A 26868-nucleotide genomic window follows, 5' to 3' on the forward strand; every position below is an offset into this window, starting at 1 on the left:
CCGCGCGCCCGTGACGGGAAGGCCTACTCCGCCTCCCGGTAGGCCGCGGCCTCCTCCAGGTCCAGCCGGCGCAGCAGCGTCCGCAGCATCTCGTCGTCGATGTAGCGCCCGTCGCGCAGCTTCACGAACACCTCGCGCTCGGCGCCGATCATCTCCCGGGACAGCCGCCGGTAGGTGTCGTCCACCGACTCCCCGGTGACGGGGTTGACCTGCCCGAGCCGCTCCCAGACGGCGTTGCGGCGGCGCTCCAGGACGCTGCGCAGCCGGTCGGCCAGCGGCGCCGGCAGGGCGTTGCGCTCGTCGGCGAGCAGTTCGTCCAGGCGCTCCTCGGCGGCCCGGGACGCCTGCGCCTGCGCGTTGGCCTCGGCGAGGGTCTCGGTCTGCGCGTCGCGTCCGGGCAGCCGCAGCAGCCGGATCAGCGGGGGCAGGGTGAGGCCCTGCACGACGAGGGTGCCGATGACGGTGGTGAAGGTCAGGAAGAGCAGCAGGTACCGGTGCGGGAAGTCCTCGCCCTCCGCGGTGACCGGGATCGAGAAGGCGATGGCGAGCGACACCACTCCGCGCATCCCCGCCCACGAGATCACGAACGGGCCCTTCCAGTCCGGCTTGGGCTCGCGCGCCCGGACCCGCGCCGAGACCCGCCACGGCAGCCAGACCGCCGGGTACACCCAGAGGAACCGCACGACGACGACCACCACGAAGACGAGCAGGGCGTACCAGGCGGAGGCGATGCCCTCGTGCTCGCCGAGCCCGCGCATGACGACGGGCAGCTGGAGCCCGATGAGGGCGAACACGGCCGACTCCAGGACGAACGCGACCATGCCCCACACCGCGCTCTCCTGGAGCCGGGTGGCGAAGTCGACCTCCCACGCGCGGTGCCCGAGGTACAGCGCGACCACCACGACGGCGATCACCCCGGAGGCGTGGACCTGCTCGGCCACGCCGTACGCGACGAACGGGATGAGCAGCGACAGCGTGTTCTGCAGCAACGTCTCGCGCAGGTGGGTGCGCAGCCAGTGCAGCGGCGCCATCAGCACCAGGCCGACCGCCGTGCCGCCCACCGCGGCCAGCAGGAACTCCCCCACTCCCCCGGCCCAGCTCACGCCCTCGCCGACGGACGCGGCCACGGCGACCCGGAACGCGGTGATGGCGGTGGCGTCGTTGAACAGCGACTCGCCCTGGAGGATCGTCGTGATCCGCGAGGGCAGGCCCACCCTGCGGGCCACCGCCGTCGCCGCGACGGCGTCCGGGGGCGCCACCACGGCGCCGAACACCAGCGCCGCGGTGAGCGGCAGGTCCGGCACCAGCAGGTACAGCACCCAGCCCACGGCGAGCGTCGCGAACAGCACGTACCCGACGGACAGCAGGGCCACCGGCCGCAGCTGCGCCCGCAGATCCAGGTAGGAGCTCTCCACGGCCGCCGTGTAGAGGAGCGGGGGGAGGATCAGCGGCAGCACGATGTGCGGGTCGAGGGCGTACTCGGGCACGCCCGGGATGTAGCTGACCACCAGGCCCACCGCGACGAGCACCAGCGGCGGCGGCACCGGCGTCCGCCGGGCGGCGGCCGCCACCGCGGCGCTGCCCGCGACCAGGAGCAGCAGGGGCATCACATCCATGTCGGGCCCACCCTCGTTTTTCGCGCGGTCGTCCGCGCGACCGTCGTAATCTGGCAATCATGAAACAGTGCACGCACGTCGAGACGTTGCCGCACCCGGAACCGGCCGCGCTCGATGAGACGTGTCCGGAGTGCGTGCGGGAGGGGACGGATCCGGTGCAGCTGCGCCTCTGTCTCACCTGCGGTCACGTCGGCTGCTGCGACTCCTCGCCGAACCGGCACGCGACGCGGCACCACAGGGAGACCGGCCACCCGGTGATGCGGACCTTCGAGCCGGGTGAGGACTGGCGGTGGTGCTTCGTCGACCACGTACTGGTGTGACGTGGCGAGGCCATGGTGCCGGACGGTTCGACGGTCCGGCGCCTGGGTACGTCAATGCGGCGCGCGCTCTTCCCATTTGGCCGCCGCAGACCCCTAGCCACGGAGCGTGTTCAGAGTTTTACTATGAGTGACGACATCGGGTCGGGGTCCGGGCGACAGGACCGCCGGGAGCGCGATAGCGTCACCGCTGAACCACGTAGCGCGTTGCCCGGGGGCGAACACAGGCCCTGAAACGCTTGTACCACCTTGGAGGTGAGGGTGTCCCAGATCGCTGGCGAGCCCGCGACCCAGGACTTCGTGGAAGTCCGGCTGCCGGCCGCGGGGGCCTACCTGTCGGTGCTGCGTACGGCCACGGCCGGCCTCGCGGCCCGTTTGGACTTCACCCTCGACGAGATCGAGGACCTGCGCATCGCGGTCGACGAGGCCTGCGCGATCCTGCTGCAGCAGGCCGTGCCGGGATCGGTGCTCAGTTGCGTCTTCCGGCTCGTCGACGACTCGCTCGAGGTCACCGTCTCCGCGCCCACCACGGACGGCCACGCCCCCTCGCGGGACACCTTCGCCTGGACCGTGCTGTCCGCGCTCGCGGGCAAGGTCTCCTCCGCCGTGGACGAGGACAGGACCGTGTCGATCAGCCTCTACAAACAGCGCGGCGCGGGACCCGGGCCGGCGTGAGGAGCGAGGACGGGCCGGTGCGGGACGAAGAACGCGGCACACGGGAGCTGCCGGCCGAGCGCGTGCCGGACGGCATCGACGGCATCCCCGAGCAGGCCCGGCCGCATCCGGAGGACGACTCCGCCGAGAGCGTCCGGCCGGGCGGCGGGCAGGCCGGAGGCGCCGTGCGGGACACGTCCGCGGCCGGGCCGGCCGCTCCCGGCGGGGACGTCCCCGCCCTGGCCGAGCCGGTGGCGGGGGACGAGGCGAGCGCTCGGGGAAGGGCGACGGGCGGGACGATGAGCGAGCACGAGCGAGAGGCCGAGGAGCAGGCGCCGCCTGCCTCCGGCGCACGGAGCACACCGGGTGTGCCGGGCACGCACGCGCACCACGACCCGCAGGACCGCAGCGGGGCGCGCGCCCTCTTCCTCGAACTGCGCACGCTGGAGGACGGCAGTCCGGAGTACGCGGAGCTGCGCAACCGGCTGGTGCGGATGCATCTGCCGCTCGTCGAGCACCTGGCGCGCCGCTTCCGCAACCGCGGCGAGCCCCTGGACGACCTGACGCAGGTCGCCACCATCGGTCTGATCAAGTCCGTCGACCGCTTCGACCCGGACCGGGGCGTGGAGTTCTCCACGTACGCCACCCCGACGGTCGTCGGCGAGATCAAGCGCCACTTCCGCGACAAGGGCTGGGCGGTGCGTGTGCCGCGGCGGCTCCAGGAGCTGCGGCTGGCGCTCACCACGGCCACGGCGGAGCTGTCCCAGCTGCACGGCCGCTCCCCCACGGTGCACGAGCTCGCCGAGAAGCTGGCGATCTCGGAGGAGGAGGTCCTGGAAGGCCTGGAGTCGGCGAACGCCTACTCCACGCTGTCCCTGGACGTCCCCGACACCGACGACGAGTCCCCGGCGGTCGCCGACACCCTCGGCGCGGAGGACGAGGCGCTGGAGGGCGTGGAGTACCGGGAGTCGCTCAAGCCGCTGCTGGAGGACCTTCCGCCGCGCGAGAAGCGGATCCTGCTGCTGCGCTTCTTCGGCAACATGACCCAGTCGCAGATCGCGCAGGAGGTCGGCATCTCGCAGATGCACGTCTCCCGGCTGCTGGCCCGCACCCTGGCCCAGTTGCGGGAGAAGCTGCTCGTCGAGGAGTAGGCGCCGGCCCGCGCGTCACTTCGCGGCGTCGCCCGCGTTCCCGGGTCCGCGGATGCCGAGGGCCCGGGTGGTCTCCGCGTTGACCAGCAGCGCCAGCGCGGTCACGGCGACGACGGCGAGCACGATCCCGGCGGGGATGGCCACGCCGTCGGACGTCAGCATGTTGTAGGCCACCGGCAGCGCCATGATCTGCGTGATGACGGCGGGCCCGCGGCTCCAGCTCCGCCGGGCGAACAGGCCGCGCGCGGCCAGCAGCGGCAGCAGCGCCAGCACGATCAGGGTGACCCCGCCGGTGACGGACTGCTGCCGGTCGTCCGGCTCGCCCGCGAGGCCGAGCACCAGCAGCCAGACGCCGCCGACGACCAGCGCGAGCCCCTCCAGCGCGGCGAGGACCGCGGCGTACGTGAGGCGGCGCGGACGGTCGCCGGTGTCGTCGGGGCTGGTGACGGGGGTCTGCTCGCTGCTCACCCCTGCAGGGTAGCCGCCGCGGGGCCGCCGTCCCGTGGCGAGGTTCACGCCCCCGCGCCGTCCACAGGGCGGGACCTCGGTCTGGGCCGGGTACCGCTCAGTAGGTACCCTGCACGTCATGCGTGCACTTCTCGTGGTCAACCCGGCGGCAACCACCACCAGTGCGCGCACGCGCGACGTGCTGATCCACGCGCTCGCCAGTGAGATGAAACTCGACGCGGTGACCACCGAGTACCGCGGTCACGCCCGGGACCTCGGCCGGCAGGCGGCGGAGAGCGGCGAGGTCGACCTGGTGGTCGCCCTGGGCGGCGACGGCACGGTGAACGAGGTCGTCAACGGTCTGCTGCACGCTGGCCCCGATCCGGAGCGCCTGCCCGGTCTCGCCGTGGTCCCCGGCGGCTCCACCAACGTCTTCGCCCGCGCCCTCGGTCTGCCCAACCAGCCCGTGGAGGCGACCGGCGTGCTGCTGGACGCGCTGCGCGAGGGCCGGGAGCGGACGGTGGGCCTGGGGCTGACCTCGGGCACACCGGGCACCGAGGACGAGGCGGTGCCCGCGCGTTGGTTCACCTTCAACGCGGGGCTGGGCTTCGACGCCGGCGTGGTCGGCCGGGTGGAGCAGCAGCGGGAGCGCGGCCGGCGGTCGACGCACGCGCTGTACATGCGCCAGGTGGTGCGTCAGCTGCTGGGCGACCCGCACCGCCGCAACGGGATGATCACGCTGGACCTCGTGGACGAGGAGCCGGTCGAGGACCTGGTGCTCTCCATAGTCTCGAACACCTCGCCGTGGACGTTCCTCGGCAACCGCCCGATCTACGCCTCGCCCCAGGCGTCCTTCGACACGGGACTCGATCTCTTCGGTCTCACCCGGATGTCCACCCCCGCGGTTGCCCGGTATGGCACGCAGTTGCTCACTTCGTCCCCGGAGCGCGGCCCCCGCGGCAAGCACGCCGTGACGCGGCACGATCTGACACGCTTCACCTTGCATTCGAAGGTGCCGCTGCCCCTTCAGATGGACGGTGACCACCTCGGGCTGCGCACCAGCGTGACGTTCACAGGCGTTCGCCGTGCACTGCGTGTGATTGTGTGAGCAGAAAGGGCCAAAGTCCTTTCAGTCGAACGTTTAGGCCAGGATCCACCCCATGGAAGTACGGCTGTGACCTAGTCGACACCGAAGAATCAAAAAAAACTTTCCGGAAGGGGTTGTATCCGCCGCCGAGGTTTGCGAGTCTCTTCTTGGCGATCGGGACGGCCCGCAACACCGGCCTCCACAGATCACCGGAACCCCTCTTCAAACTCAAGGACCACGCCAGGCAACCTGGCGGTCGGCCCTTCACTTGTTGGGGGATTCGTGAAAGCGTTCACATTCACAAGCACCTGCAGTAATACCAAGGAGAGGTAGCAGCCATGGACTGGCGTCACAACGCCGTTTGCCGCGAGGAAGACCCCGAGCTCTTCTTCCCCATCGGCAACACCGGTCCCGCGCTGCTGCAGATCGAGGAAGCCAAGGCCGTCTGCCGCCGCTGCCCGGTGATCGAGCAGTGCCTGCAGTGGGCGCTCGAGTCCGGTCAGGACTCCGGCGTCTGGGGTGGTCTCAGCGAGGACGAGCGTCGCGCGATGAAGCGCCGCGCTGCCCGCAACCGGGCGCGTCAGGCCTCCGCCTGACGACCCCGCCCCAGCAAACAGCCTGAGCTTGGCGGCGCGTGTGCGCCCGTCCGGATGATTCCGTGGACGGCGCACACGCATCTCCCGCCCCGAGCCGCAGCGCGAAGTTCCCCGGTGTCCGCCCGATCGGGCAGGGGAAGCGAGGAACGAGCATCAGCCCCGGACCGAGGTCCGGGGTCTTTTGCTGTTCCGGGACCTTTCGCCGTCCTGAGGAGGTGCGGGGCCCGGGTCACGCCGGGCCCCTGTGGTCAGGAGTCCGCCTGCACCGGGATGTCGAGGATCACCCGGGTCCCCCGCTCCGGCGCCGGGACCATGTCGAAGGTGCCGCCCAACTCCCCCTCCACCAGCGTCCGTACGATCTGCAGGCCCAGGTTGCCCGCAGTGTGCGGGTCGAAGCCCTCGGGCAGGCCCACGCCGTCGTCCTGCACGGTGACCAGCAGGCGCGCCTCCCGTGAGGTGCCCCCGCGCACCGCGGACACCTCGACGGTTCCGGTCTCGCCCTCGCGGAAACCGTGCTCCAGCGCGTTCTGCAGCACCTCGGTCAGCACCATGGACAGCGGTGTGGCCACCTCGGCGTCGAGTATCCCGAAGCGGCCCGAGCGCCGGCCCGTGACCTTGCCCGGGGAGATCTCGGCGACCATGGCGAGCACCCGGTCGGCGATCTCGTCGAACTCCACGCGCTCGTCCAGGTTCTGGGACAGCGTCTCGTGGACGATGGCGATGGACCCGACCCGTCGCACGGCCTCCTCCAGCGCCGCCCGTCCGCGCTCCGACCCGATGCGGCGGGCCTGCAGCCGCAGCAGGGCGGCCACGGTCTGGAGGTTGTTCTTCACCCGGTGGTGGATCTCCCGGATGGTGGCGTCCTTGGTGATCAACTCGCGTTCACGGCGGCGCAGTTCGGTCACGTCCCGGAGCAGCACCAGGGAGCCGATGCGGGTGCCCTTCGGCTTCAGCGGGATCGCGCGGAACTGGATGACGCCGTCGCCGGACTCGATCTCGAACTCGCGGGGCGCCCAGCCGCTCGCGACCTTCGCCAGCGCTTCGTCCACCGGCCCGCGCGAGGGGGCCAGTTCGGCGGTGGTCCGCCCCAGGTGATGGCCCACCAGATCCGCGGCGAGACCGAGGCGGTGGTAGGCGGACAGGGCGTTGGGCGAGGCGTACTGGACGACGCCGTCCGCGTCGAGCCGGATCAGACCGTCGCCGACGCGCGGCGAGGCGTCCATCTCCAGCTGCTGGTTGGCGAACGGGAAGGCGCCGGCCGCGATCATCTGGGCCAGGTCCGAGGCGCTCTGCAGATACGTGAGCTCCAGCCGGCTGGGGGTGCGCACGGTGAGCAGGTTGGTGTTGCGGGCGATGACGCCGAGGACCCGCCCCTCGCGCCGTACCGGGATGGACTCGACGCGGACCGGGACCTCCTCGCGCCACTCCGGGTCGCCCTCGCGCACGATGCGGCCCTCGTCCAGCGCCGCGTCCAGCATGGGCCGGCGGCCGCGCGGGACCAGATGGCCGACCATGTCGTCCTGGTAGGAGGTCGGGCCGGTGTTGGGCCGCATCTGGGCGACGGAGACGTAGCGCGTGCCGTCGCGGGTGGGGACCCACAGGACCAGGTCGGCGAAGGAGAGGTCGGAGAGCAGCTGCCACTCCGAGACCAGCAGGTGGAGCCACTCGAGGTCGGTGTCGTCGAGGGCGGTGTGCTGGCGTACGAGTTCGTTCATGGAGGGCACGTCAGCGAGCGTACCTGTGTGCCTGTGACCCCCGGGAACACCCGCGGGCCGCGGCGCCTGGGAGGGACCCTCAACCCTCCCGGCACCGCAGCCCGGAGCAATATCGGCCGGTGGGGTGTGCGGTCCCGGTCGGCCGAAGGATGAGGAGCCGGGGCAGTCAGGGCAGAGAGCCTCGGATCCTCGGTCCGCCTTCCTGTGCGGGGAAGGCAGGTCTGTGTGTCCTGCTACGCATTGTGGACTAGACCACTGCGCCTGTAAATGCGTCGTACGGCCTTCTTCGACGGTCGCTCCGCGCCCCTGAGGGACGCAGACCGGTCCACCACGCAGCCTAACCCGACAGGGGTCCTCGCGGGGCGGGTCGGACGCCACGATTTCGGGGCACCCGGGCGCGGGGGGCGGTTCGGGCCCGGAGGGCCGGTTTCGCCTCGGCGGGCGGGCGGCCCTCTGCTAGATTGAGATTGGTCTAAACCACATGGCCCCGGCGTCCGGGGCCCGTCCCAGTCGAGTCCACCGGAAGATCGGCAGGCCCACCGTGGAAGTTGTCATCGTTGCGGACGCCAAGGCGGGAGGCGAGCTCGTCGCCGAGGCCATGGCGCGGCTGCTGCGGCGCAAGCCCGACGCCCTGCTGGGCGTGGCGACCGGCTCCACGCCGCTGCCCGTCTACGAGGCGCTGGCGGCGAAGGTCCGCGCCGGCGCCGTGGACACCTCCCGTGCGCGCGTGGCCCAGCTCGACGAGTACGTGGGGCTGCCCGCCGACCACCCCGAGTCCTACCGCTCGGTGCTGCGGCGCGAGGTCCTGGAGCCGCTCGGCATCCCGATGGACGCCTTCCTGGGGCCGGACGGCACGGCCGAGGACGTGCAGGCCGCGTGCGAGCGCTACGACCGTGAGCTGGCCGAGGCCGGCGGGGTGGACCTCCAGCTGCTCGGCATCGGCACCGACGGGCACATCGGCTTCAACGAGCCGTGCTCCTCGCTCGCCTCGCGCACCCGCATCAAGACGCTGACCGAGCAGACCCGGGTGGACAACGCCCGCTTCTTCGACGGCGACATCGGCCAGGTGCCGCACCACGTCATCACCCAGGGCATCGGCACCATCCTGGAGGCCCGGCACCTGGTGCTGCTGGCCACCGGCGAGGGCAAGGCGGACGCGGTCGCCGCCACCGTCGAGGGCCCGGTCGCCGCGGTGTGCCCGGCGTCCGCGCTGCAACTGCACCCGCACGCCACCGTGGTGGTCGACGAGGCCGCCGCCTCCAAGCTGAAGCTCGCCGACTACTTCCGGCACACCTACGTCAACAAGCCGGAGTGGCAGGGCCTCTGACCACCGCCCGTGGTCTGGACCATCACTGGTCACAGGGGTATACAAAAGGGATCACGGAGCGTGCGGGGGTCCGCCCCCGCCGGAGCCGTGCCACGATGTCAGCCGTGGCCGACGGTCTGTCGGCCGCTTCGGCAGCCGGAGCCGGGAAGGCAGAGCATGAGCACCGACGTCAGCAGCGCGGAGAACGAGGGTGGGACCGCGGTCCGTACGGCGCGCGTGCCCAAGTACTACCGGCTGAAGAAACACCTGCTCGACATGACCGAGACCGCGCCCCCCGGCACGCCGGTCCCGCCCGAGCGCACGCTGGCGGCCGAGTTCGACACCTCCCGCACCACCGTGCGCCAGGCGCTTCAGGAACTGGTGGTCGAGGGCCGTCTGGAGCGGATCCAGGGCAAGGGCACCTTCGTCGCCAAGCCCAAGGTGTCCCAGGCGCTCCAGCTCACCTCTTACACCGAGGACATGCGCGCCCAGGGTCTGGAGCCGACCTCGCAGCTCCTCGACCTCGGGTACATCACGGCCGACGACCGGCTGGCCGGGCTGCTCGACATCACCGCCGGCGGCCGCGTGCTGCGCATCGAGCGGCTGCGCATGGCCAACGGCGAGCCCATGGCCATCGAGACGACCCACCTCAGCGCCAAGCGCTTCCCGGCGCTGCGCCGCAGCCTGACGAAGTACACCTCTCTCTACACGGCTCTCGCCGAGGTGTACGACGTGCATCTCGCCGAGGCGGAGGAGACCATCGAGACGTCCCTGGCCACGCCGCGCGAGGCGGGCCTGCTCGGGACCGACGTGGGCCTGCCGATGCTGATGCTGTCCCGGCACTCGCTCGACCGGGACGGGCAGCCCGTGGAGTGGGTGCGGTCGGTGTACCGGGGCGACCGGTACAAGTTCGTCGCGCGCCTCAAGCGCCCCCAGGACTGAGACCCGCACTCCGCCGGAGGGCCGGCCGCGGCACCGCGGATTCCGACAGACCGGGTGGTTGACAGGATTTTCGTTGCTGTTGCCTTGCGGTTGCGCTGCTGCTGCATACCGCCCCTCCTACAGGGGGTTACGACCGCCCCGGATCCTCACCTACATTGCCGCGAGCCAACGTCGGCGATCAGTGAGGGAACGGGAGCCGTCTGATGTCGCAAACCCCGCAAACAACACCAGGGCCGGTGGTGACGCCCGTGCGCGTCGTCATCGGCCTCTGTCTGCTCGCACCATTCGTCGCCATGCTGTGGGTCGGGTCCTACGCCAAGACCGACCCGGTGTTCATCGGCATCCCGTTCTTCTACTGGTACCAGATGCTGTGGGTGCTGATCTCGACCGCGCTGACGATGGTCGCGTACAAGCTCTGGCAGCGTGACCAGCGCGCCCGCACGGCCACGAAGGGCGGTGCGGAGCAGTGAACGACGGCGTGAACGGCGTGGCACTCGCCGTCTTCATCTTCTTCTTCCTGCTCGTCACCGTGATGGGCTTCCTGGCCGCGCGCTGGCGGAAGGCCGCGAACGAGCACACCCTCGACGAATGGGGCCTGGGCGGGCGCTCGTTCGGCACCTGGGTGACCTGGTTCCTGCTCGGCGGCGACCTGTACACCGCGTACACCTTCGTGGCCGTCCCGGCGGCCATCTACGCGGCGGGCGCGGCCGGCTTCTTCGCGGTGCCGTACACGATCCTCGTGTATCCGCTGATCTTCACCTTCCTGCCCCGGCTGTGGTCGGTGTCGCACAAGCACGGCTATGTGACGACCTCCGACTTCGTGCGCGGGCGGTTCGGCTCGAAGGGGCTGTCGCTGGCCGTCGCGGTCACCGGCATCCTGGCGACGATGCCGTACATCGCGCTGCAGCTGGTCGGCATCCAGGCCGTGCTGGACGTGATGGGCGTCGGCGGCGGCGAGAACACCAACTGGTTCATCAAGGACCTGCCGCTGCTGATCGCCTTCGGTGTGCTGGCCGCGTACACCTACTCGTCGGGTCTGCGGGCCCCCGCCCTGATCGCGTTCGTCAAGGACACGCTGATCTACCTCGTCATCGCGGTGGCGATCATCTACATCCCGATCAAGCTGGGCGGGTTCGACGAGATCTTCGCCTCCGCGCAGGAGGCGTACAGCGAGACCAACCCGGCCACGGGCGCCCCGCGCGGCGCCCTGGTGCCGGGCGAGGCGGGCCAGTGGACGTACGCCACGCTGGCGCTGGGCTCGGCGCTCGCGCTGTTCATGTACCCGCACTCGATCACCGCGACGCTGTCCTCGCGCAGCCGTGAGGTGATCCGCCGCAACACCACGATCCTGCCGCTGTACTCGCTGATGCTGGGCCTGCTGGCACTGCTCGGGTTCATGGCGATCGCGGCCGGGGTGAAGGTGCAGAACGGCCAGCTGGCCATCCCGCAGCTGTTCGAGAACATGTTCCCGGACTGGTTCGCCGGTGTGGCCTTCGCGGCGATCGGCATCGGTGCGCTGGTGCCGGCGGCGATCATGTCGATCGCGGCGGCGAACCTGTTCACCCGCAACATCTACAAGGACTTCATCAAGCCGGACGCGACGCCCAAGCAGGAGACCGCGGTCTCCAAAGTCGTGTCCCTGCTGGTGAAGGTGGGCGCGCTGGTCTTCGTCCTGACCATGGACAAGACGGTCGCGATCAACTTCCAGCTGCTGGGCGGCATCTGGATCCTGCAGACCTTCCCGGCGCTGGTGGGCGGCCTGTTCACCCGCTGGTTCCACCGCTGGGCGCTGATCGGCGGCTGGGCGGTCGGCATGATCTACGGCACGGTCGCCGCGTACGGGGTGGCGTCGCCGACGCAGAAGCACTTCGGCGGCTCCGCCAAGGAGATCCCGGGCATCGGGGAGATCGGCTACATCGGTCTCACCGCCTTCGTGATCAACGTGCTGGTCACGGTCGTCCTGACCTTCGTCATGCGGGCGGTCAAGGCGCCGGAGGGCGTGGACGAGACCAAGCCGCAGGACTACACGGCGGACGCCGGCGACCCGGGCGTGCAGGTGGAGCTCCCGCCGGCCACGGCGGGCAGCGCGCACTGACGCCGCCGAGCACAGGGCAGCGGGCCGCCGGTGGAAAACCGGCGGCCCGTTGCCGTCCGCGTGCGGCAGACTCCCCGCATGGACATCGTCATCCGGCCGGTGACCGCCGGCGAGCACGCGGAACTCGGTGAGATCACCGCGCAGGCCTATCTCGGCGACGGGCTGCTGGACTTCGGGGAGTCCGACGCCTACCTGGGCGAGCTGCGGGACGTGGCGAAGCGGGCGGCGGCCGCCGAGGTGCTGGTCGCCGTGGCGGACGGCGCGCTGCTGGGCGGGGTCACCTTCGTGCCGGGTCCCGGACCCATGGCCGACCTCGCGGAGCCCGGCGAGGCGGAGATACGGATGCTGGCGGTCTCCCCCGCCCACCGCGGCCGGGGCGCCGGCGAGGCCCTGGTGCGCGCCTGTGCCGACCGGGCGCGGGCACTCGGCCGCAGGCGGACGGTGCTGTCCACGCAGCGCACGATGCACTCCGCGCACCGGGTGTACGAGCGGCTGGGCTTCACGCGCAACCCCGCGCGGGACTGGAACCCGCTGCCGGAGCTGGACGACATCATGCTGCTCGTCTACGAGCTGACGCTCTGACAGCCGGGGCCCCTCTCCACCCGGCGCCCGGCCTCCGGTGCGGCACGACTCTTCCGCGCGGCACCACCCTAACTCCTCCGCGACACAACATATGGGTCCGTCGGCGGCACCCGACACAAGATGTATGCTCATGCTCGCTGTCGCCGCAGGGGAATCCGGTGCGAATCCGGAACTGTCCCGCAACGGTGTACCCATGCCTGCCCACGGGCGCGCACGGGAGTCAGTCCGAGGACCTGCCGACAGTGCGCCCGGCCCTTCCGGTCCGGGTGCCCTGACGTCCGGGCCTCGCGGAATGGGCCGGTGGACGCGACGCCGCGTGCGTTCGTGTGCTGCCCCCTGCGCTCTTCGAGGCCCCCGTGCCGAGCGAGGGAGAGCCCCACGTGACCATCGCGCCAGCCGATCCGGCTTCAGCGACCCGCGTGACCGAGGAGAGCGACGGCCCCGGGGCCGCGCTGCTGCGGACCCTGACCCAGCTGACCGCCGACCTGCCCGACGCCGACCCCGGCCGGGTTGCCGCCGCCGCGCTGCGCGGCCGGTCCGCCGCCGCCGACGAGGCTGAGCTGCGGGACCTGGCCACCGAGGCGGCGGCCGGGCTGATCTCCGAGGACCCCGCCTACTCCCGGCTCGCCGCCCGGCTCCTCACCCTCGGCATCCGTGCCGAGGCCGCCTCGCAGGGCGTCACCTCGTTCACCGGCTCGGTGGCCGCAGGGCACCGGGAGGGCCTGATCGGCGACCGGACCGCCGCGTTCGTCCGGCTGCACGCGGCCCGGCTCGACACGCTGATCGACACGGACGCCGACGACCGGTTCGGCTACTTCGGGCTGCGCACCCTGCACAGCCGCTACCTGCTGCGCCACCCGGTCACCCGCAAGGTGGTCGAGACGCCCCAGCACTTCCTGCTGCGGGTCGCCTGCGGGCTCGCCGAGGACGAGAGCGAGCGGGCGCTGGAGGAGGTCGCCGCGCTGTACGGGCTGATGAGCCGGCTGGACTACCTGCCCTCCTCCCCCACGCTGTTCAACTCCGGCACCCGCCACCCGCAGATGTCGTCCTGCTACCTGCTGGACTCCCCCAAGGACGAGCTGGACTCCCTCTACGAGCGCTACCACCAGGTCGCCCGCCTCTCGAAGCACGCCGGCGGCATCGGCCTGTCGTTCTCCCGCATCCGTTCCCGGGGCTCGCTGATCCGCGGCACCAACGGGCACTCCAACGGCATCGTCCCGTTCCTGAAGACGCTGGACGCCTCGGTCGCCGCCGTGAACCAGGGCGGCCGGCGCAAGGGCGCGGCCGCGGTCTACCTGGAGACCTGGCACGCGGACATCGAGGAGTTCCTCGAACTGCGCGACAACACCGGTGAGGACGCCCGCCGTACGCACAACCTGAACCTGGCGCACTGGGTGCCGGACGAGTTCATGCGCCGGGTCGCCGACGACGCGCAGTGGTCGCTGTTCTCCCCGGTGGACGTGCCCGAGCTGGTCGACCTGTGGGGCGAGGAGTTCGACGCGGCCTACCGCGCCGCCGAGGCGAAGGGCCTGGCGCGCAGGACGCTCCCGGCGCGCGAGCTGTACGGCCGGATGATGCGCACCCTCGCCCAGACCGGCAACGGCTGGATGACCTTCAAGGACACCGCCAACCGCACCGCCAACCAGACCGCCGAGCCGGGCCACGTCGTCCACTCCTCCAACCTGTGCACGGAGATCCTGGAGGTCACCGACGACGGGGAGACGGCGGTCTGCAACCTCGGCTCGGTCAACCTCGCGGCCTTCGCGGGAGCGGACGGCATGGACTGGGAGCGCCTGGACGCGGCGGTCCGCACCGCCGTGACGTTCCTGGACCGCGTGGTCGACATCAACTTCTACCCGACCGAGGAGGCGTCCCGGTCCAACAGCCGCTGGCGCCCGGTGGGTCTGGGCGTGATGGGGCTGCAGGACGTGTTCTTCCGGCTCCGGATGCCGTTCGACTCCCCCGAGGCGAAGGCGCTGTCCACCCGGATCGCCGAGCGCATCATGCTCACCGCGTACGAGACGTCCGCCGGCCTGGCCGAGCGGCACGGCCCGCTGCCCGCCTGGGAGAGGACCCGTACCGCCCGGGGCGTGCTGCACCCCGACCACTACGGCGTCGAGCTCGCCTGGCCGGAGCGCTGGGACGCGCTGCGGACCCGGATCGCCGCGACGGGTCTGCGCAACGCGCTGCTGCTGGCGATCGCGCCCACCGCGACCATCGCGTCCATCGCCGGCGTGTACGAGTGCATCGAGCCGCAGGTGTCCAACCTGTTCAAGCGCGAGACGCTGTCCGGGGAGTTCCTCCAGGTCAACTCGTATCTGGTGGAGGACCTCAAGCGGCTCGGCGTGTGGGACGCCCGCACCCGTGAGGCGCTGCGGGAGGCGGGCGGCTCGGTGCAGGACTTCGCGTGGATCCCCGAGGACGTACGGCGGCTGTACCGCACGGCGTGGGAGATCCCGCAGCGCGGCCTGATCGACATGGCCGCCGCCCGCACCCCGTTCCTGGACCAGGGGCAGTCGCTCAACCTGTTCCTGGAGACGCCGACCATCGGGAAGCTCTCCTCGATGTACGCCTACGCCTGGAAGCAGGGGCTGAAGACCACCTACTACCTGCGCTCCCGCCCGGCGACCCGGATCGCCCGGGCGGCCCGCGCCGCCGTCCCCGTCCAGCAGCCGGCCGATCCCGAGGCCGTCGCCTGCTCTCTCGAGAACCCCGAATCCTGCGAGGCCTGCCAGTGACCACCAGCACGACCAAGAACCTGCTCGACCCCGGCTTCGAGCTGACCCTGCGCCCCATGCGCTACCCGGACTTCTACGAGCGCTACCGGGACGCGATCAAGAACACCTGGCACGTCGAGGAGGTGGACCTGCACTCGGACGTCGCCGACCTGGCGAAGCTGACGCCAGAGGAGCAGCATCTGATCGGCCGGCTCGTGGCGTTCTTCGCCACCGGCGACTCGATCGTGGCGAACAACCTGGTGCTGACGCTGTACAAGCACATCAACTCGCCCGAGGCGCGGCTGTACCTGTCGCGGCAGTTGTTCGAGGAGGCCGTGCACGTCCAGTTCTACCTGACCCTGCTGGACACCTACCTGCCCGATCCGGACGACCGGGCGGCGGCCTTCGCGGCCGTGGAGAACATCCCCTCCATCCGGGAGAAGGCCGAGTTCTGCTTCCGGTGGATGGACTCGGTGGAGGAGATCGACCGGCTGGAGTCGAAGGCCGACCGGCGCCGCTTCCTGCTGAACCTGATCTGCTTCGCGGCCTGCATCGAGGGCCTGTTCTTCTACGGCGCGTTCGCCTACGTCTACTGGTTCCGCAGCCGGGGTCTGCTGCACGGCCTGGCGACCGGCACCAACTGGGTGTTCCGCGACGAGACGATGCACATGAGCTTCGCCTTCGACGTGGTGGACACCGTGCGCAAGGAGGAGCCGGAGCTGTTCGACGAGGAGCTCGGACGGCAGGTCACCGACATGCTGCGCGAGGCCGTCGAGGCGGAGCTGCAGTTCGCCCGTGACCTGTGCGGCGACGGGCTGCCCGGCATGAACACCGCGTCGATGCGGCAGTACCTGGAGTGCGTCGCCGACCAGCGTCTGCTGCGCCTCGGCTTCGCGCCGGTGTACGGCTCGGAGAACCCGTTCTCCTTCATGGAGCTGCAGGGCGTGCAGGAGCTGACCAACTTCTTCGAGCGCCGTCCGTCCGCGTACCAGGTCGCCGTGGAGGGCACGGTCGACCTGGACGAGGACTTCTAGGACCCGGGCGCCGGAACCGTCTCACGCCGCCCGTGCATGGCGGCGCGGGGCGGCCCGGTGCTCCGGGCGGGACGCGGCCGGCCGGTCGGGCGGCTCGGTGACGGGGGCAACCTCGGCCTGCCGGAGCTGCCGGTCGATGCGGCGGTCGCGCAGGATGCCGATCACGGCGGGCGCGGTCATGAGGACGAACAGGCCGAGAACGGCCACCATCGAGATCAGTGCTTCCATCTGCGTCGTGTTCATGGACACCACTGTCGCGCCGGACACTCCTGACCGGGAGTGGCAGGACTGCCGTGCACCCTCGATTTACTGCCAACGGCGAGGCACACTGGAGTCATGCTCCGGAATGTGGCGGCCGTCCTCCTCGACGGCGTGAATCCGTTCGAACTCGGTGTGGTCTGCGAGGTGTTCGGCATCGACCGCAGCGACGACGGGTTGCCGGTCTACGACTTCGCCGTCGCCTCGGCGGACGGACCGACGGTGCGCTCCAGTACGGGCTTCTCGCTTCACGTCGAGCACGGGCTGGAGCGCCTGGAGACGGCGGACCTGATCACCGTGCCGGCCGGCGCCTCCTACGTGACGCGGGAGTTCCCGCCCGAGCTGCTGGACGCCCTGCGCCGGGGCGTCGACCGGGGCGCGCGGGTGCTGAGCGTGTGCACGGGGGTGTTCGTGCTGGCCGCCGCCGGGCTGCTGGAGGGCCGGCGCGCCGCCGTGCACTGGAAGCACGCGGAGGAGCTGAGCCGCAGGTACCCCCATCTGACGGCGGCGCCCGACGTGCTCTACGTCGACGAGGACCCGGTGATCACCTCGGCGGGCACCGCCGCGGGCATCGACGCCTGTCTGCATCTGGTGCGCAAGGAGCAGGGCCCGGAGGTGGCCAACCGGATCGCCCGGCGGATGGTGGTGCCGCCGCACCGCGACGGCGGACAGGCCCAGTACATCGAGCGTCCGCTGCCGGAGCCCGGGGGCGACTCGGTCGCCGGGGTGCTGGTGTGGATGGAGCAGCACCTCGACGAGGAGGTCACCGTCGAGCAGCTCGCCGCCCGCGCCCTCATGTCGCCGCGCACCTTCGCCCGCCGCTTCCAGCAGGAGACCGGCACCACGCCCTACCGCTGGATCCTGCGCCAGCGGGTGCTGCTGGCCCAGCATCTGCTGGAGAAGACGGACGAGACGGTGGACGCGATCGCGGGCCGCACCGGTTTCGGCAACGCGGCCGCGCTGCGCCACCACTTCGTGCGCGCGGTCGGGACCACCCCGCAGTCCTACCGGCGCGCGTTCAGGGGCCCGGAGGCCGCCTGACCGCACGCCGGACGGCGGGACGTCAGCGGGGCAGCGCCCGCAGCATCAGCCGGCGGGGCCGCAGCGTGATGCCGATGCGGGGCCGGGGGTCGGAGTCCGGCGCGTGCTCGAAGCGGTACGCGTGGGCGACCACGGCGGTGATGAGCGTGAGCTCCGCCATGGAGAAGTGGTCGCTGGGGCACTTGCGGTTGCCCACGCTGAACGGGCTCATCGCGTACTTGGGCACGTCCTTGGACCGCTCCGGGAGCCAGCGGTCCGGGTCGAAGTCCTCGTTCCGCTCGTACGACCGCCGGTCGCGCTGGATCGCGTACGGGCTGTAGATGAGGTCCGCGCCCTTCGGAATGCGGTAACCGCCGAGTTCCGTGTCGGCGACCGCGCGGCGGGTCAATATCCATACGGCCGGATACAGCCGCAGGGTCTCCGTGACGACATTCGCGGTGTACGTCAGCTTCCGCACGTCGTCGAATGCGACCGGGCGGTCGCCGACCACGGATTCCACCTCGTCGCGGATCTTGTCGCCGAGTTCCGGGTGCTCGGTGAGAACCAGGAGCAACGACATGACCGTGGATCCGACGGTTTCGGCGCCGGGGGTCAGGATGGCGATGACCTGATCGTGGATCTCCTGTTCCCCGATGGGGTCGCCATTGTCGTCCTTCGCCTCCAGCAAAGCCGTCAGCAAATCGTTCGGTTTTTGACCGCTTGCCCGTCGGTCGGCGACGATCTCGTCGACCAGGACATGCAAATCGGCCAGTGCGCGGTTGAATTCCCGATTGGATGGAAGCGGAACCTTGTAGAGCGGTCCGAGCGGCACCACCATGCGCTGGTACATCCCCGCGAACAGGGTGGTGAGGTCGGCGCATATGCGATCGGCGCGGGCGTCCATGTAGCTGCCGCGCATCAGACAGCGGGCGGCGACCCGCACGGCCACGCGGAACGACTCGTACGTGATGTCCAGCACCCCGGCCGCGGCCCGCCAGCGCTCCACGAGCGCACGGGCCTCCTCGGCCATGACGGGGCCGTAGGCGGGGATCGCGTCGAGCCGGAACGCCGGCTGGATGGTGCGCCGCTGGCGGCGGTGCAGCGTGCCGTTGGCGGTGGCCACGCCCTCCTTGCCGAGCAGGCTCTCCAGCGACTCCCACAGGGGCCCGGCGATGATGTAGTCCGGGCTGAGCGCCACCGCTCCGGTGAGCGCGGGGGTGGTGACGGCGTAAACGGTCTTGGGGCCCAGCTTCAGGCGCACCACGTCGCCGTGGTCGCGCAGCTGGGACAGGAAGGCCAGCGGGTCGCGCGCCAGGCGCCAGCCGTGGCCGAGGAGCGGGACCGCGCCGCCCGCCACGGGCGGCTCCGCCGTCGCGGTGGTGTCCTTCGGGCGTACGGACTCGACGGTCATTTCTCACCTTCCGTTGCGTTGTTGACGTACGGGGGCGTGGACCGGTCGTCCCAGCTGTCGACCCGGTACCGGCCGGACTCGTGGTGGAACCAGTAGACGGAACTGAACCAGTTCCGCATGTTGCCGACGCAGGCGCGCACGGCGGCGCTCGTCTCCTTTCCGCCCACCGTCCCGTCGTCGAGCCGGTCGGCGAACCGTAATGCCTCCTGTTCCGCGTCCAGGAATTCGCTGATGCATTTCTCCACGCGGCGCCGTACGTCGGCGATCGCCTCTTCGAGGGTCATTCCCTCGTGGGTGACGAGACTGATGCCGAGATTGTGCACCTCGTTTCCGGCGATTTCCTTGGGCAGCGAGCAGAGGTCGTTGTACCAGGCGGCGAATTCCTGACTGAGCAGCGCCGGTTTCCGATAGGCCGGGTTCTTCCGCACCGCGTCCGGAAGTTCGTACCCCGCGCTCGGTTCCAGAAGGTCGGTCCAGATCCGGTGCGCGAAAGTGAGGCGGCGCAGTTCGAGGTATTCCTCGACGGTCGGGACGATGCCTTCGGTGCGGTTGTGGAACTCCCGGTCGTACGCCTCGATCACGGCGTGGAAGTGGCGCGCGAACCGCGCGTTCCAGGTGTCCGGAAGGAACGCGTAGAGCCGCTGCACGCTGTCGGCGAGGCCCGCGACCACGGGGTCCTGGTGACCCAGGTGGTCACCGGGGCGGTCGAGGGCGTTGTGCAGCAGGTCCTTCAGCCGCCGCCAGGCATCGGGCCGGCCGTGCACGATGTCGCGATCGTGACGGTCGTCCCAGACGAAGAACCAGGCGCTGTAGTCCGCTATCGCCTGGAGGACCTCGTCGGGCGCGCCTATGTAGTAGCCCGCCATGAGGTCCGTGTAGCACAGGCCGTCGGCATATGACTCCACCTTCTCCGGCGTCATGAGCCGCTTTTCGAGCAGCCATGCCCGGGTCTCCCTCTGGAGCTTCGGCCAATACGGGTGGAGTTGCCGGGGAAACGCCGCCTCGATCACCGGAAGAGACAGCGCCGGTGGAACCGCGATGGTGGTCGGTGTCGATGTGGAGCCGTGTGACAAAGCATGCACGAACATTCCCCTCTCAGCCGCCAGTTGAGCGCCCGCCCCCCGAGCCGGGCGTACGCCGTGCGTATCCCCGTACCTCCATTCAGCACCACAACTGACCGCTCTGGGAACGGATTTGCTCCTTTCACTACTTCTGGATGCGCACAGACGAACGGCGCCCGTCCGGGATGTACCGGATCGGGCGCCGTGCGCGCGATGTGCAGGAAGCCGTGAAGTCGGTCAGTCGTTGGCGACCACGGGGTAGCGCGGCTCGTTCTCGGCCATCTGCTTGAGCGCGGCCTTGCGCTCGCGCTTCGACAGACGGTCGATGTACAGGTAGCCGTACAGGTGGTCCGTCTCGTGCTGGAGGCAGCGCGCGAAGTAACCCGTTCCGCGTACCCGGATCGGGTTGCCCTTCTCGTCCTGGCCGGTCACCTCGGCGTAGTCGGGCCGGGCCAGCGGCGCGTACGCGGTGGGCACCGAGAGGCAGCCCTCGCTGCTGTCGTCCAGCCGGCGCCGCTCGGCGGGCAGTTCGACCAGCTTGGGGTTGCAGACCACGCCGACGTGGCGCACGCCCTCGTCGTCGGGGCAGTCGTAGACGAAGACCTTCAGGTCGACACCGATCTGGTTGGCGGCCAGGCCCACGCCTTCGGCGGTGCGCTGGCTGGCGAACATGTCGGCGACGAGCTGCTGGAACTCCTCGCCGAAGTCCGTGACGTCCTTGCACTCCTTGTGGAGCACCGGGTTGCCGACCACGGTGATCGGGCGCGAGGTGCCGCGCTCCCGCCACTGAGCCTCGCGCTTCTCGCAGTCCTCCGTGTCGATGACGTAGCCCTCGTCGTCGACGGGGAGCACGCCCGCGTGCTGCTGATCGGTGTCCTGCTGAGCCATGACCGACGTGTGCCTTCCTGAGAAACCGGAGGTGATGTGACAAGGGTAAGCGGCAGCGGCCCGTGAGGGGCGCTGGGCAGCATCGGTGTGCGGCTCCGCCGCGTGGGCGCGATCAGCCACGACGAGCCCGCATCCGGCAGCGGGCCCTAGCAGACCTCTTCGAGATCCCGCCAGTCCCGGGAGTCCGGACTGTCGGCGACCCACCCGTCCAGCAGCCCCCGGACCAAGGACGCGGGCGCGGCAATGCCGCATTCCCGCTCCGGCACCCACAACTGCCCGTCCGTCCGGTGCCCCAACGGCCCGGGATGCCCCGGCTCGCTGTGATCGTGCGGATCGAGATGCTCGCCGTCACCCTCGTCGGACGGCATCCGCGACTCCGAGCACATCCGGCACAGCAGCCGCACCGACGACGACCAGTCCTCGGCCGCGAACCCGGCGTCGGACGCGAGCTGTTCCAGCGCGTCCCGGTCGGCCTCGGACGCCGCCTCCAGCAGCACCACCCAGGTCGGCACCGGCGAGGGCGCCCACAACTCGATCTCGTCGAACACCGGGTAGGTGTGCCCGGCGGCGGTGCTCCGCTCGCCGTGCGGCACCCCGTCGTGCAGGACGACCTCGCCCCAGCGGCGACCCGAGGACGGCAGGGGGATGGACAGCACCTCGATGCGGGCCGGGTCGAGCCGCCGCCCCCACACCACTTCGGCCTCCCCCTCCGGGGACAGCCGCACGGCCGCGCTGCCCAGGTCCATGCCGAGGGGCTCGCCCGAGTCGGTCGCGGGTCCTGGCACCTTGAGCCCGTACGCCTGCCAGGCGCGGCGGGCCAGCGGCCAGTCCTGCAGGGCGGTGGCGGCGATGCCCACGTTCCACCAGTCCGGCGCCCCGGTGTCGCGGTCGAGCAGGGCGACGGCGCGCAGTCCGGCGGCGCGCGCCTGCTCCCAGTCGTGCCGGAACTTGTGCAGCAGCGCGAGGTTGAACCAGGACTCCGACAGCCAGGGCTCCAGATCGGCGGCCCGTGTCAGCAGCGCGCCCGCGTCCTCGTACCGGCCGTCGCCGATGAGCGTGAACGCGCGGTCCGTGGCCTGCCGCCAGGAGGCGGAGGGCCGGTGACGTCCCTTGCCGAAGATCCTCACGATTCCCGCCTGCCAGTTCCGTTCGGTGGGCCGGCCGCAGCGATCGGCGCCCCCGGACACCCTCTCCTTCGCATCCAACCACGTACGGCCGCGAGGGCGCTCATTACCCATGGGTTACCCAGCTCGGCCGGGAACCAGACCGCCCGGTCCGCCCTCTCACCACGACCGGTCCACCTGCTCACGCGTCCCCTCCGTGTCCCGGGACAGAACCCTGGCCAGGGCCTCGACGACCTCCGGCGCGTACTCCCCGGCGGCCCCCAGCCGCAGTTCCTCCAGCGCGGTCAGCGGCCCCCCGGGCCCTCCTTCCCTGCACTTCTCGTCGTACGCGTTCACCACCCGGACGATACGGGCGGCGAGCGGCTGCTCGGCGTGCGGGTCGGCCTGGCGTTCGACGATCCCGGCGACCCGGGGATCCACCCCGGTCTGCCGCACCACCGCGCCGCCCAGGAGCGCGATCCGCCGCTGCTCGGCGGGCGGCAGCCCGGCAGTGGCGCCCTCGGGAACCGGATCGACGAGGCTGAGCTGCCCGATGTCGTGCATCAGCGCCGCGTACTCCAGCACGGTCAGCTCCGGCTCGGTCAGCCCGAGGTCCCGGCCCACCGCCTGACTGAGCGCGGCGACCCGGCGCGAGTGCCCGTGCGGGGTGTACCCGGCGATCTCGGTGGCGCGCGCGAGGGACGCGATGGTCTGCCGGTAGGTGGCGCGCACCGCCGTGTACCTCCGGTGGGACAGCTGCGCGAGCAGCAGCGGTACAGAGAACACGGGCAGCGCCCACAGCCCCACGACCGCCGCGCCCAGCGCCATCACCGCGCCGGTGGCGACGACGGCGGCGCCGATGCCGGACACCGCCCGCAGTTCGTCGCGCAGCAGCGGCGGGAAGGGCCAGCCGGTGCGGGAGTGGGCCAGCGCGGCGGCGAGCACGGCGTCGCACAGCGCGGTCAAGGTCAGCAGGACGAGCAGCAACAGCGCGTGTCCCGGCCCGCTGAAGTCGTCGAACGCGCCCCGGGCGTGCAGCGGGTGGAAGCACACGGCGACGAAGCCGACGGTCAGCACCCTGCGGGTCACGGGGTCCAGGGCGGGCCCGTCGCCGCGTCCGACGTGCGGGACGCTGCCGAGCAGCGACGCGGCGAGCACCACGGTGACGACCTGGGCGGCGCCGAGTTCGGCGGGCCGCCCCGCGACCTCGCCGAGCAGCGCGTACGCCAGCGCGCCGGCCGCGGCGAGCGGCGCGGGCTCCCGGATCCCCCGGCCGCCCCGCCGGGTGAGCTCGCCGACCGCGACGAGCGTGCCGAAGGCGAGGGCGGTGGAGCGGTCCTCGACGCCGTGGTACAGCGTGGCGCCCAGCGACCCGGCCGCCAGGACGGCGGCGCACAGGTGCACGACGGTGTGCAGCGGGACGGTGTGCGCGCGGGGCCTCACCGGCGCGCACCGGGACGGCCGGTGACGGGTGCGGCGGGACCGGGGACGGCCGTCCGCCGGGGCTCGTCGGCGGTCACCGCGGGGTGCCAGCCGGTGCGGCCGATCGCGCGGACCAGCGCCTTCACCATCCGCGGGTCGAAGTGCGTCCCCGCGCACCGCTCCAGCTCCTCCAGCGCCACAGGCACCGGGCGCGCCCTGCTGTAGCTGCGGGTGGACGTCATCGCGTCGAAGGCGTCGGCGACCGCGACGACCCGCGCGGACTCCGGGATCTGACCGCCCGCCAGCCCGTAGGGGTAGCCCTTGCCGTCGAGCCGCTCGTGGTGGTGCAGCACGGCCGCGCGCGCCTCGCCGAGGAAGGAGATGCCGCGCACCATCTCGTGCCCGTACTCGGGGTGCAGTTCGATGACGCGCCGCTCCTCGGGGGTGAGCGGGCCGTTCTTGGTGAGCAGCCGGGTGGGCACCCCGAGCTTGCCGACATCGTGCAGGATGCCCGCGAAGCGCAGCATCTCGACCCGTTCGTCGTCCATGCCGAGTTCGCGCGCGATCAGCATCGACGCCCGGCCGACGCGCTCGCTGTGCCCGCGCGTGTAGCCGTCCTTGATGTCGACGGCCTGCACCAGCGCGCGGATCGTGGCCTGGTGCGCGGCGCGCTCCCGGTGGTACTGGGCGAACGCCCACCACGAGACGCCCATCGGCAGCAGCACCAGCAGCGCCGCCACCGGCCCGTAGGGGCTGCGCCACAGCAGGGCCATCATCAGCCCGGCCAGGCCGTGCACGGTGAGCGGCGCCAGTGAACCGAGGAACAGCCTCCACCAGGCGGCCACGGGACGGCTGCGGGGCAGCGCGCCGGGGGCGGGCGCCAGGACGCCGCCGTCGAGCAGGGTGAGGACGAGGCAGAACGCGAGCACGGCGGCGCCCGCCGTGGCGAGGGCGCCCGGCATGTCGCAGTGCGCCACCGCGTCCCGGCCGCCGGTCTTCAGGTGGACCAGGCCGGCGGCCCACACGGCGACGACGAGCCGGCCGGTGCGCCACAGCCGGCGCGCGAGCCGCGGGCCGTGCTCGACGGGGAGCAGCAGCGCCCCGGGCAGCGCGACGAGGGCGGCGGCTGTGGGCGGCAGCAAGAAGGCCCCGGCGAGCAGCACGGGGTGGAAGGTGCCGCCGGGATGCGGACCGGCGACGAGACGGGACCGGGCGAGACGCTCGCATCCGGCGTACAGGGCGGCGAGCAGGACGACCGGCCACCAGGGGACGCGCGGGTCGGGCAGGGACGACAGCACCCCCGGCCGGGGGACGCCCGGCAGGGGGAGCAGACAGCACAGTCCCAGCAGGGTGACGCCTACGAGATACACCCGGGCCCGCGCCGGTAACGCCTCCATGAGCCCCTCCCCCGACCGTGCCGCGCGCGTCCTTCTCCGTCCGCCGGCCTCTGGAGCCTAGGACGGGCGCGGGCGCCGCCGCGGGCGGACCACCGGCGGATTAGCACAATCGGGTGACGCGGGCCCCGGGGTGGGGAGGTGTCAGGACTCCTGCGGAGCGGCCGTGACGTCCTGCTCGGGCACGGACTGGCCGGAGCGGATCAGGTCGATCCGGCCCATGACCTTCGACCGCAGGTCGCCCGGCACGTCGTCCTGGCCGCAACACCGCTTGACGAGCTTCTTGACCGCCTGCTCCAGCCCGTACTTCTCCAGGCAGGGCGAGCACTCCTCGAAGTGGTGCTCGAACTTCCGGCAGTCGGCATCCGGCATCTCACGGTCGAGGAACTCGTAGAGATGATCGAGGATTTCGCTGCAATCCGTCTCGTGCGGCTCTCCGCAGCTCATGACCCCGAGCCTTTCGCTTCGTTCGACTCCCCGGCACCGGCCGGGACCAGCCCGCGCTCGCGCGCGTAGTCCTCGAGCATGCCGCGCAGCTGGCGACGTCCCCGGTGAAGCCGGGACATCACCGTTCCGATGGGTGTCCCCATGATGTCGGCGATCTCCTTGTAGGCAAAGCCCTCGACATCGGCGAGATACACCGCGATGCGGAACTCCTCCGGGATCGCCTGCAGGGCTTCCTTCACGTCCGAGTCCGGCAGGTGGTCCAACGCCTGCGACTCGGCGGAGCGCAGACCCGTGGACATGTGCGACTCGGCGCGCGCGAGCTGCCAGTCCTCGATCTCCTCGGCCGCGGAGCGCTGGGGTTCGCGCTGCTTCTTGCGGTACGAGTTGATGAAGGTGTTGGTGAGGATCCGGTACAGCCACGCCTTGAGGTTGGTGCCCTCGCGGAACTGGTGGAACGACCCGTACGCCTTGGCGTAGGTCTCCTGCACCAGGTCCTCGGCGTCGGCCGGGTTGCGCGTCATGCGCAGCGCGGCCGAGTACATCTGGTCGAGGAACTCGAGCGCGTCCCGTTCGAAGCGCGCGCTGCGCTCCGTGGTCGACTCCGCGCGCGTGTCGCCCTGGCCCTCGGGCTGCTCCGCCTGGCCGTGTTCGGTCCCTGCGTCGGTACCGGGAACCGGACCCACCTCCTCGAATGTCGTCGCGAGACCGACACCGGCCTCACCCGAATCGGAGGATAGACGACGATGCGGTCCGCCCGCCGCCCGAATCGGGGCGGTCTTGGCCGCGTGCAGCACCGTCCAGTCGAGGTCGGCGCGGGCACTGCGGCTCGGGCAGAACGTGGAACCCATGCGGTGGACTTCCTCTCCTACGGCGGCGGTGCCGTTCGACCGGCACGTACGCACCCCACAACAGCGGGGGCCGCGCTCGCATTCCCGGCCAGCGCCTCAGCCCAGGGCGGCCGTCCACCGCACGACCGCGTCCGTGACGACCCGGAGGGCCTCCTCCTGTGCGAGGTCCGCCCGCTTGGGCACGGCGAAGCCGTGGTCGGCCTGCGGCACCTCCACCAGTTCGTGGTCCCCCTCGGGGAACTCGGCGGGTTTCCCGAAGGGGTCGTTGCCGCCCTGGACGACGAGTGCGGGGACGCCCGCGCCCAGCAGTTCGTCGGCGCGGGACTTCTCCGGCCTGCCCGGCGGGTGCAGCGGGAAGCTCAGTGCCAGGACGGCCCGGGCGCCCAATTCCGTCGCGGTGCGGCAGGCGACGCGGGCGCCGGCGCTGCGTCCGCCGGAGATCACCGGCAGCCCGGGCCTCGTCAGCGCGGGCCAGACGCCGCGCCAGCCGGTGTCCAGGGTCTTCGGCGCTGGGGCGACCTTCTTGCCGGCCACCCGCCATGGCTGTTCGACGAGCGCGACGGTCACGCCGTGCGCGGGCAGGACGGCGGCGAGCGCGGCGAGGTCGCGGGCCCCGATGCCGCCGCCCGCGCCGTGGCCCGCGGCGAGGACGAGACGCGGCTGCCCGGCGTGGTGCCAGGTGATGCGGGCGTCGCCGGCGTCCGTGGTGATCGTTTCGGTGGTCACATCGCTGGTCGCGTCAGACTCGGTGGTCACG

General features: G+C 71.4%; 26 protein-coding genes and 1 riboswitch. Of the genes, 13 read left to right on the forward strand and 13 right to left on the reverse strand.

What is annotated here, in order from left to right; genetic code table 11:
• Positions 1–23: 23 nt before the first annotated feature.
• Entirely contained in the window at positions 24–1616 is a 1593-nt protein-coding gene (locus ELQ39_RS09870) for a Na+/H+ antiporter (protein ID WP_242591679.1), read from the reverse strand.
• A 59-nt stretch (positions 1617–1675) separates the two neighbouring features.
• On the opposite strand from ELQ39_RS09870, the gene ELQ39_RS09875 reads away from it, so the two are divergent.
• The 3 genes from ELQ39_RS09875 (at position 1676) to ELQ39_RS09885 (ending at position 3738) form a co-directional block, all read left to right on the forward strand.
• Positions 1676–1936, forward strand: a complete 261-nt coding sequence (locus ELQ39_RS09875) for a UBP-type zinc finger domain-containing protein (RefSeq protein WP_190002549.1) — start codon at positions 1676–1678, stop codon at positions 1934–1936.
• A gap of 258 nt (positions 1937–2194) precedes the next feature.
• Positions 2195–2608, forward strand: a complete 414-nt coding sequence (locus tag ELQ39_RS09880; protein WP_006136266.1) for an anti-sigma factor — start codon at positions 2195–2197, stop codon at positions 2606–2608.
• A gap of 17 nt (positions 2609–2625) precedes the next feature.
• Positions 2626–3738 carry an RNA polymerase sigma factor SigF gene (locus ELQ39_RS09885; protein ID WP_242591680.1) on the forward strand — a complete coding sequence of 371 codons (1113 nt, stop codon included), beginning with the start codon at positions 2626–2628 and terminating at the stop codon, positions 3736–3738.
• A gap of 15 nt (positions 3739–3753) precedes the next feature.
• Here ELQ39_RS09885 and ELQ39_RS09890 read toward each other — a convergent pair whose 3' ends face one another.
• Positions 3754–4206, reverse strand: coding sequence for a hypothetical protein (locus ELQ39_RS09890; protein ID WP_242591681.1), 453 nt, complete (start codon positions 4204–4206; stop codon positions 3754–3756).
• Between the two features lie 118 nt (positions 4207–4324).
• Between ELQ39_RS09890 and ELQ39_RS09895 the strand changes: the two genes are divergently transcribed.
• On the forward strand, positions 4325–5293 hold the full coding sequence (locus ELQ39_RS09895) for a diacylglycerol/lipid kinase family protein (RefSeq protein WP_189912059.1): 969 nt from the start codon (positions 4325–4327) through the stop codon (positions 5291–5293).
• A gap of 317 nt (positions 5294–5610) precedes the next feature.
• On the forward strand, positions 5611–5868 hold the full coding sequence (locus ELQ39_RS09900) for a WhiB family transcriptional regulator (protein WP_003992873.1): 258 nt from the start codon (positions 5611–5613) through the stop codon (positions 5866–5868).
• A 248-nt stretch (positions 5869–6116) separates the two neighbouring features.
• Here the strand turns inward: ELQ39_RS09900 and ELQ39_RS09905 are convergent, their stop codons facing one another.
• Complete coding sequence (locus tag ELQ39_RS09905; protein WP_190002696.1) at positions 6117–7583, reverse strand: sensor histidine kinase; 1467 nt, start codon at positions 7581–7583, stop codon at positions 6117–6119.
• Positions 7584–8124: 541 nt separating this feature from the next.
• Between ELQ39_RS09905 and nagB the strand changes: the two genes are divergently transcribed.
• The 7 genes from nagB to ELQ39_RS09940 all read left to right on the forward strand — a co-directional run bounded on the left by nagB (position 8125) and on the right by ELQ39_RS09940 (position 16259).
• Entirely contained in the window at positions 8125–8910 is a 786-nt protein-coding gene (nagB, locus tag ELQ39_RS09910) for a glucosamine-6-phosphate deaminase (protein WP_190002546.1), read from the forward strand.
• A gap of 156 nt (positions 8911–9066) precedes the next feature.
• Complete coding sequence (locus tag ELQ39_RS09915; RefSeq protein ID WP_086701685.1) at positions 9067–9831, forward strand: GntR family transcriptional regulator; 765 nt, start codon at positions 9067–9069, stop codon at positions 9829–9831.
• A 203-nt stretch (positions 9832–10034) separates the two neighbouring features.
• Positions 10035–10301, forward strand: coding sequence for a DUF3311 domain-containing protein (locus tag ELQ39_RS09920; RefSeq protein ID WP_190002545.1), 267 nt, complete (start codon positions 10035–10037; stop codon positions 10299–10301).
• Positions 10298–11926 carry a monocarboxylate uptake permease MctP gene (gene mctP / locus ELQ39_RS09925; protein WP_190002544.1) on the forward strand — a complete coding sequence of 543 codons (1629 nt, stop codon included), beginning with the start codon at positions 10298–10300 and terminating at the stop codon, positions 11924–11926. Before ELQ39_RS09920 ends, mctP begins: the two co-directional genes overlap by 4 nt.
• A gap of 78 nt (positions 11927–12004) precedes the next feature.
• Entirely contained in the window at positions 12005–12508 is a 504-nt protein-coding gene (locus ELQ39_RS09930) for a GNAT family N-acetyltransferase (protein ID WP_242591682.1), read from the forward strand.
• Positions 12509–12592: 84 nt separating this feature from the next.
• Positions 12593–12763: riboswitch (cobalamin riboswitch) on the forward strand.
• A gap of 125 nt (positions 12764–12888) precedes the next feature.
• Complete coding sequence (locus tag ELQ39_RS09935; RefSeq protein WP_242591683.1) at positions 12889–15246, forward strand: ribonucleoside-diphosphate reductase subunit alpha; 2358 nt, start codon at positions 12889–12891, stop codon at positions 15244–15246.
• 56 nt (positions 15247–15302) lie between these two features.
• Positions 15303–16259 (forward strand): ribonucleotide-diphosphate reductase subunit beta, encoded by a 957-nt coding sequence (locus ELQ39_RS09940; RefSeq protein ID WP_225628306.1) that lies wholly within the window; start codon positions 15303–15305, stop codon positions 16257–16259.
• 21 nt (positions 16260–16280) lie between these two features.
• Here ELQ39_RS09940 and ELQ39_RS09945 read toward each other — a convergent pair whose 3' ends face one another.
• Complete coding sequence (locus tag ELQ39_RS09945) at positions 16281–16502, reverse strand: hypothetical protein (protein ID WP_190002541.1); 222 nt, start codon at positions 16500–16502, stop codon at positions 16281–16283.
• A 93-nt stretch (positions 16503–16595) separates the two neighbouring features.
• On the opposite strand from ELQ39_RS09945, the gene ELQ39_RS09950 reads away from it, so the two are divergent.
• Entirely contained in the window at positions 16596–17558 is a 963-nt protein-coding gene (locus tag ELQ39_RS09950; protein ID WP_225628285.1) for a GlxA family transcriptional regulator, read from the forward strand.
• Between the two features lie 22 nt (positions 17559–17580).
• Here the strand turns inward: ELQ39_RS09950 and ELQ39_RS09955 are convergent, their stop codons facing one another.
• From ELQ39_RS09955 to ELQ39_RS09995, 9 genes are all read right to left on the reverse strand, one after another.
• Positions 17581–18948, reverse strand: coding sequence for a bifunctional albaflavenone monooxygenase/terpene synthase (locus tag ELQ39_RS09955; RefSeq protein ID WP_242591684.1), 1368 nt, complete (start codon positions 18946–18948; stop codon positions 17581–17583).
• Positions 18945–20030, reverse strand: a complete 1086-nt coding sequence (cyc1, locus tag ELQ39_RS09960) for an epi-isozizaene synthase (RefSeq protein WP_242591685.1) — start codon at positions 20028–20030, stop codon at positions 18945–18947. Before cyc1 ends, ELQ39_RS09955 begins: the two co-directional genes overlap by 4 nt.
• 216 nt (positions 20031–20246) lie before the next feature.
• Positions 20247–20897 (reverse strand): peptide deformylase, encoded by a 651-nt coding sequence (def, locus tag ELQ39_RS09965; RefSeq protein WP_190002537.1) that lies wholly within the window; start codon positions 20895–20897, stop codon positions 20247–20249.
• 146 nt (positions 20898–21043) lie between these two features.
• Positions 21044–22024, reverse strand: a complete 981-nt coding sequence (locus tag ELQ39_RS09970; protein ID WP_019522890.1) for a tetratricopeptide repeat protein — start codon at positions 22022–22024, stop codon at positions 21044–21046.
• Positions 22025–22180: 156 nt separating this feature from the next.
• Complete coding sequence (locus tag ELQ39_RS09975; protein ID WP_190002536.1) at positions 22181–23443, reverse strand: HD-GYP domain-containing protein; 1263 nt, start codon at positions 23441–23443, stop codon at positions 22181–22183.
• The gene (locus tag ELQ39_RS09980) at positions 23440–24819 is read right to left on the reverse strand and encodes an HD-GYP domain-containing protein (RefSeq protein ID WP_242591686.1); all 1380 of its coding nucleotides are present in this window, start codon (positions 24817–24819) and stop codon (positions 23440–23442) included. The genes ELQ39_RS09975 and ELQ39_RS09980 overlap by 4 nt, the downstream gene beginning before the upstream one ends.
• Positions 24820–24960: 141 nt before the next feature.
• The gene (gene rsrA / locus ELQ39_RS09985; RefSeq protein WP_190002534.1) at positions 24961–25263 is read right to left on the reverse strand and encodes a mycothiol system anti-sigma-R factor; all 303 of its coding nucleotides are present in this window, start codon (positions 25261–25263) and stop codon (positions 24961–24963) included.
• Complete coding sequence (sigR, locus tag ELQ39_RS09990; RefSeq protein ID WP_190002694.1) at positions 25260–25946, reverse strand: RNA polymerase sigma factor SigR; 687 nt, start codon at positions 25944–25946, stop codon at positions 25260–25262. The genes rsrA and sigR overlap by 4 nt, the downstream gene beginning before the upstream one ends.
• Positions 25947–26207: 261 nt before the next feature.
• The gene (locus ELQ39_RS09995) at positions 26208–26867 is read right to left on the reverse strand and encodes an alpha/beta hydrolase family protein (RefSeq protein ID WP_242591687.1); all 660 of its coding nucleotides are present in this window, start codon (positions 26865–26867) and stop codon (positions 26208–26210) included.
• Position 26868 lies beyond the last annotated feature (1 nt).

It is taken from the genome of Streptomyces sp. GB4-14, from assembly GCF_022696125.1.
GTDB classification, from domain to species: domain Bacteria; phylum Actinomycetota; class Actinomycetes; order Streptomycetales; family Streptomycetaceae; genus Streptomyces; species Streptomyces werraensis.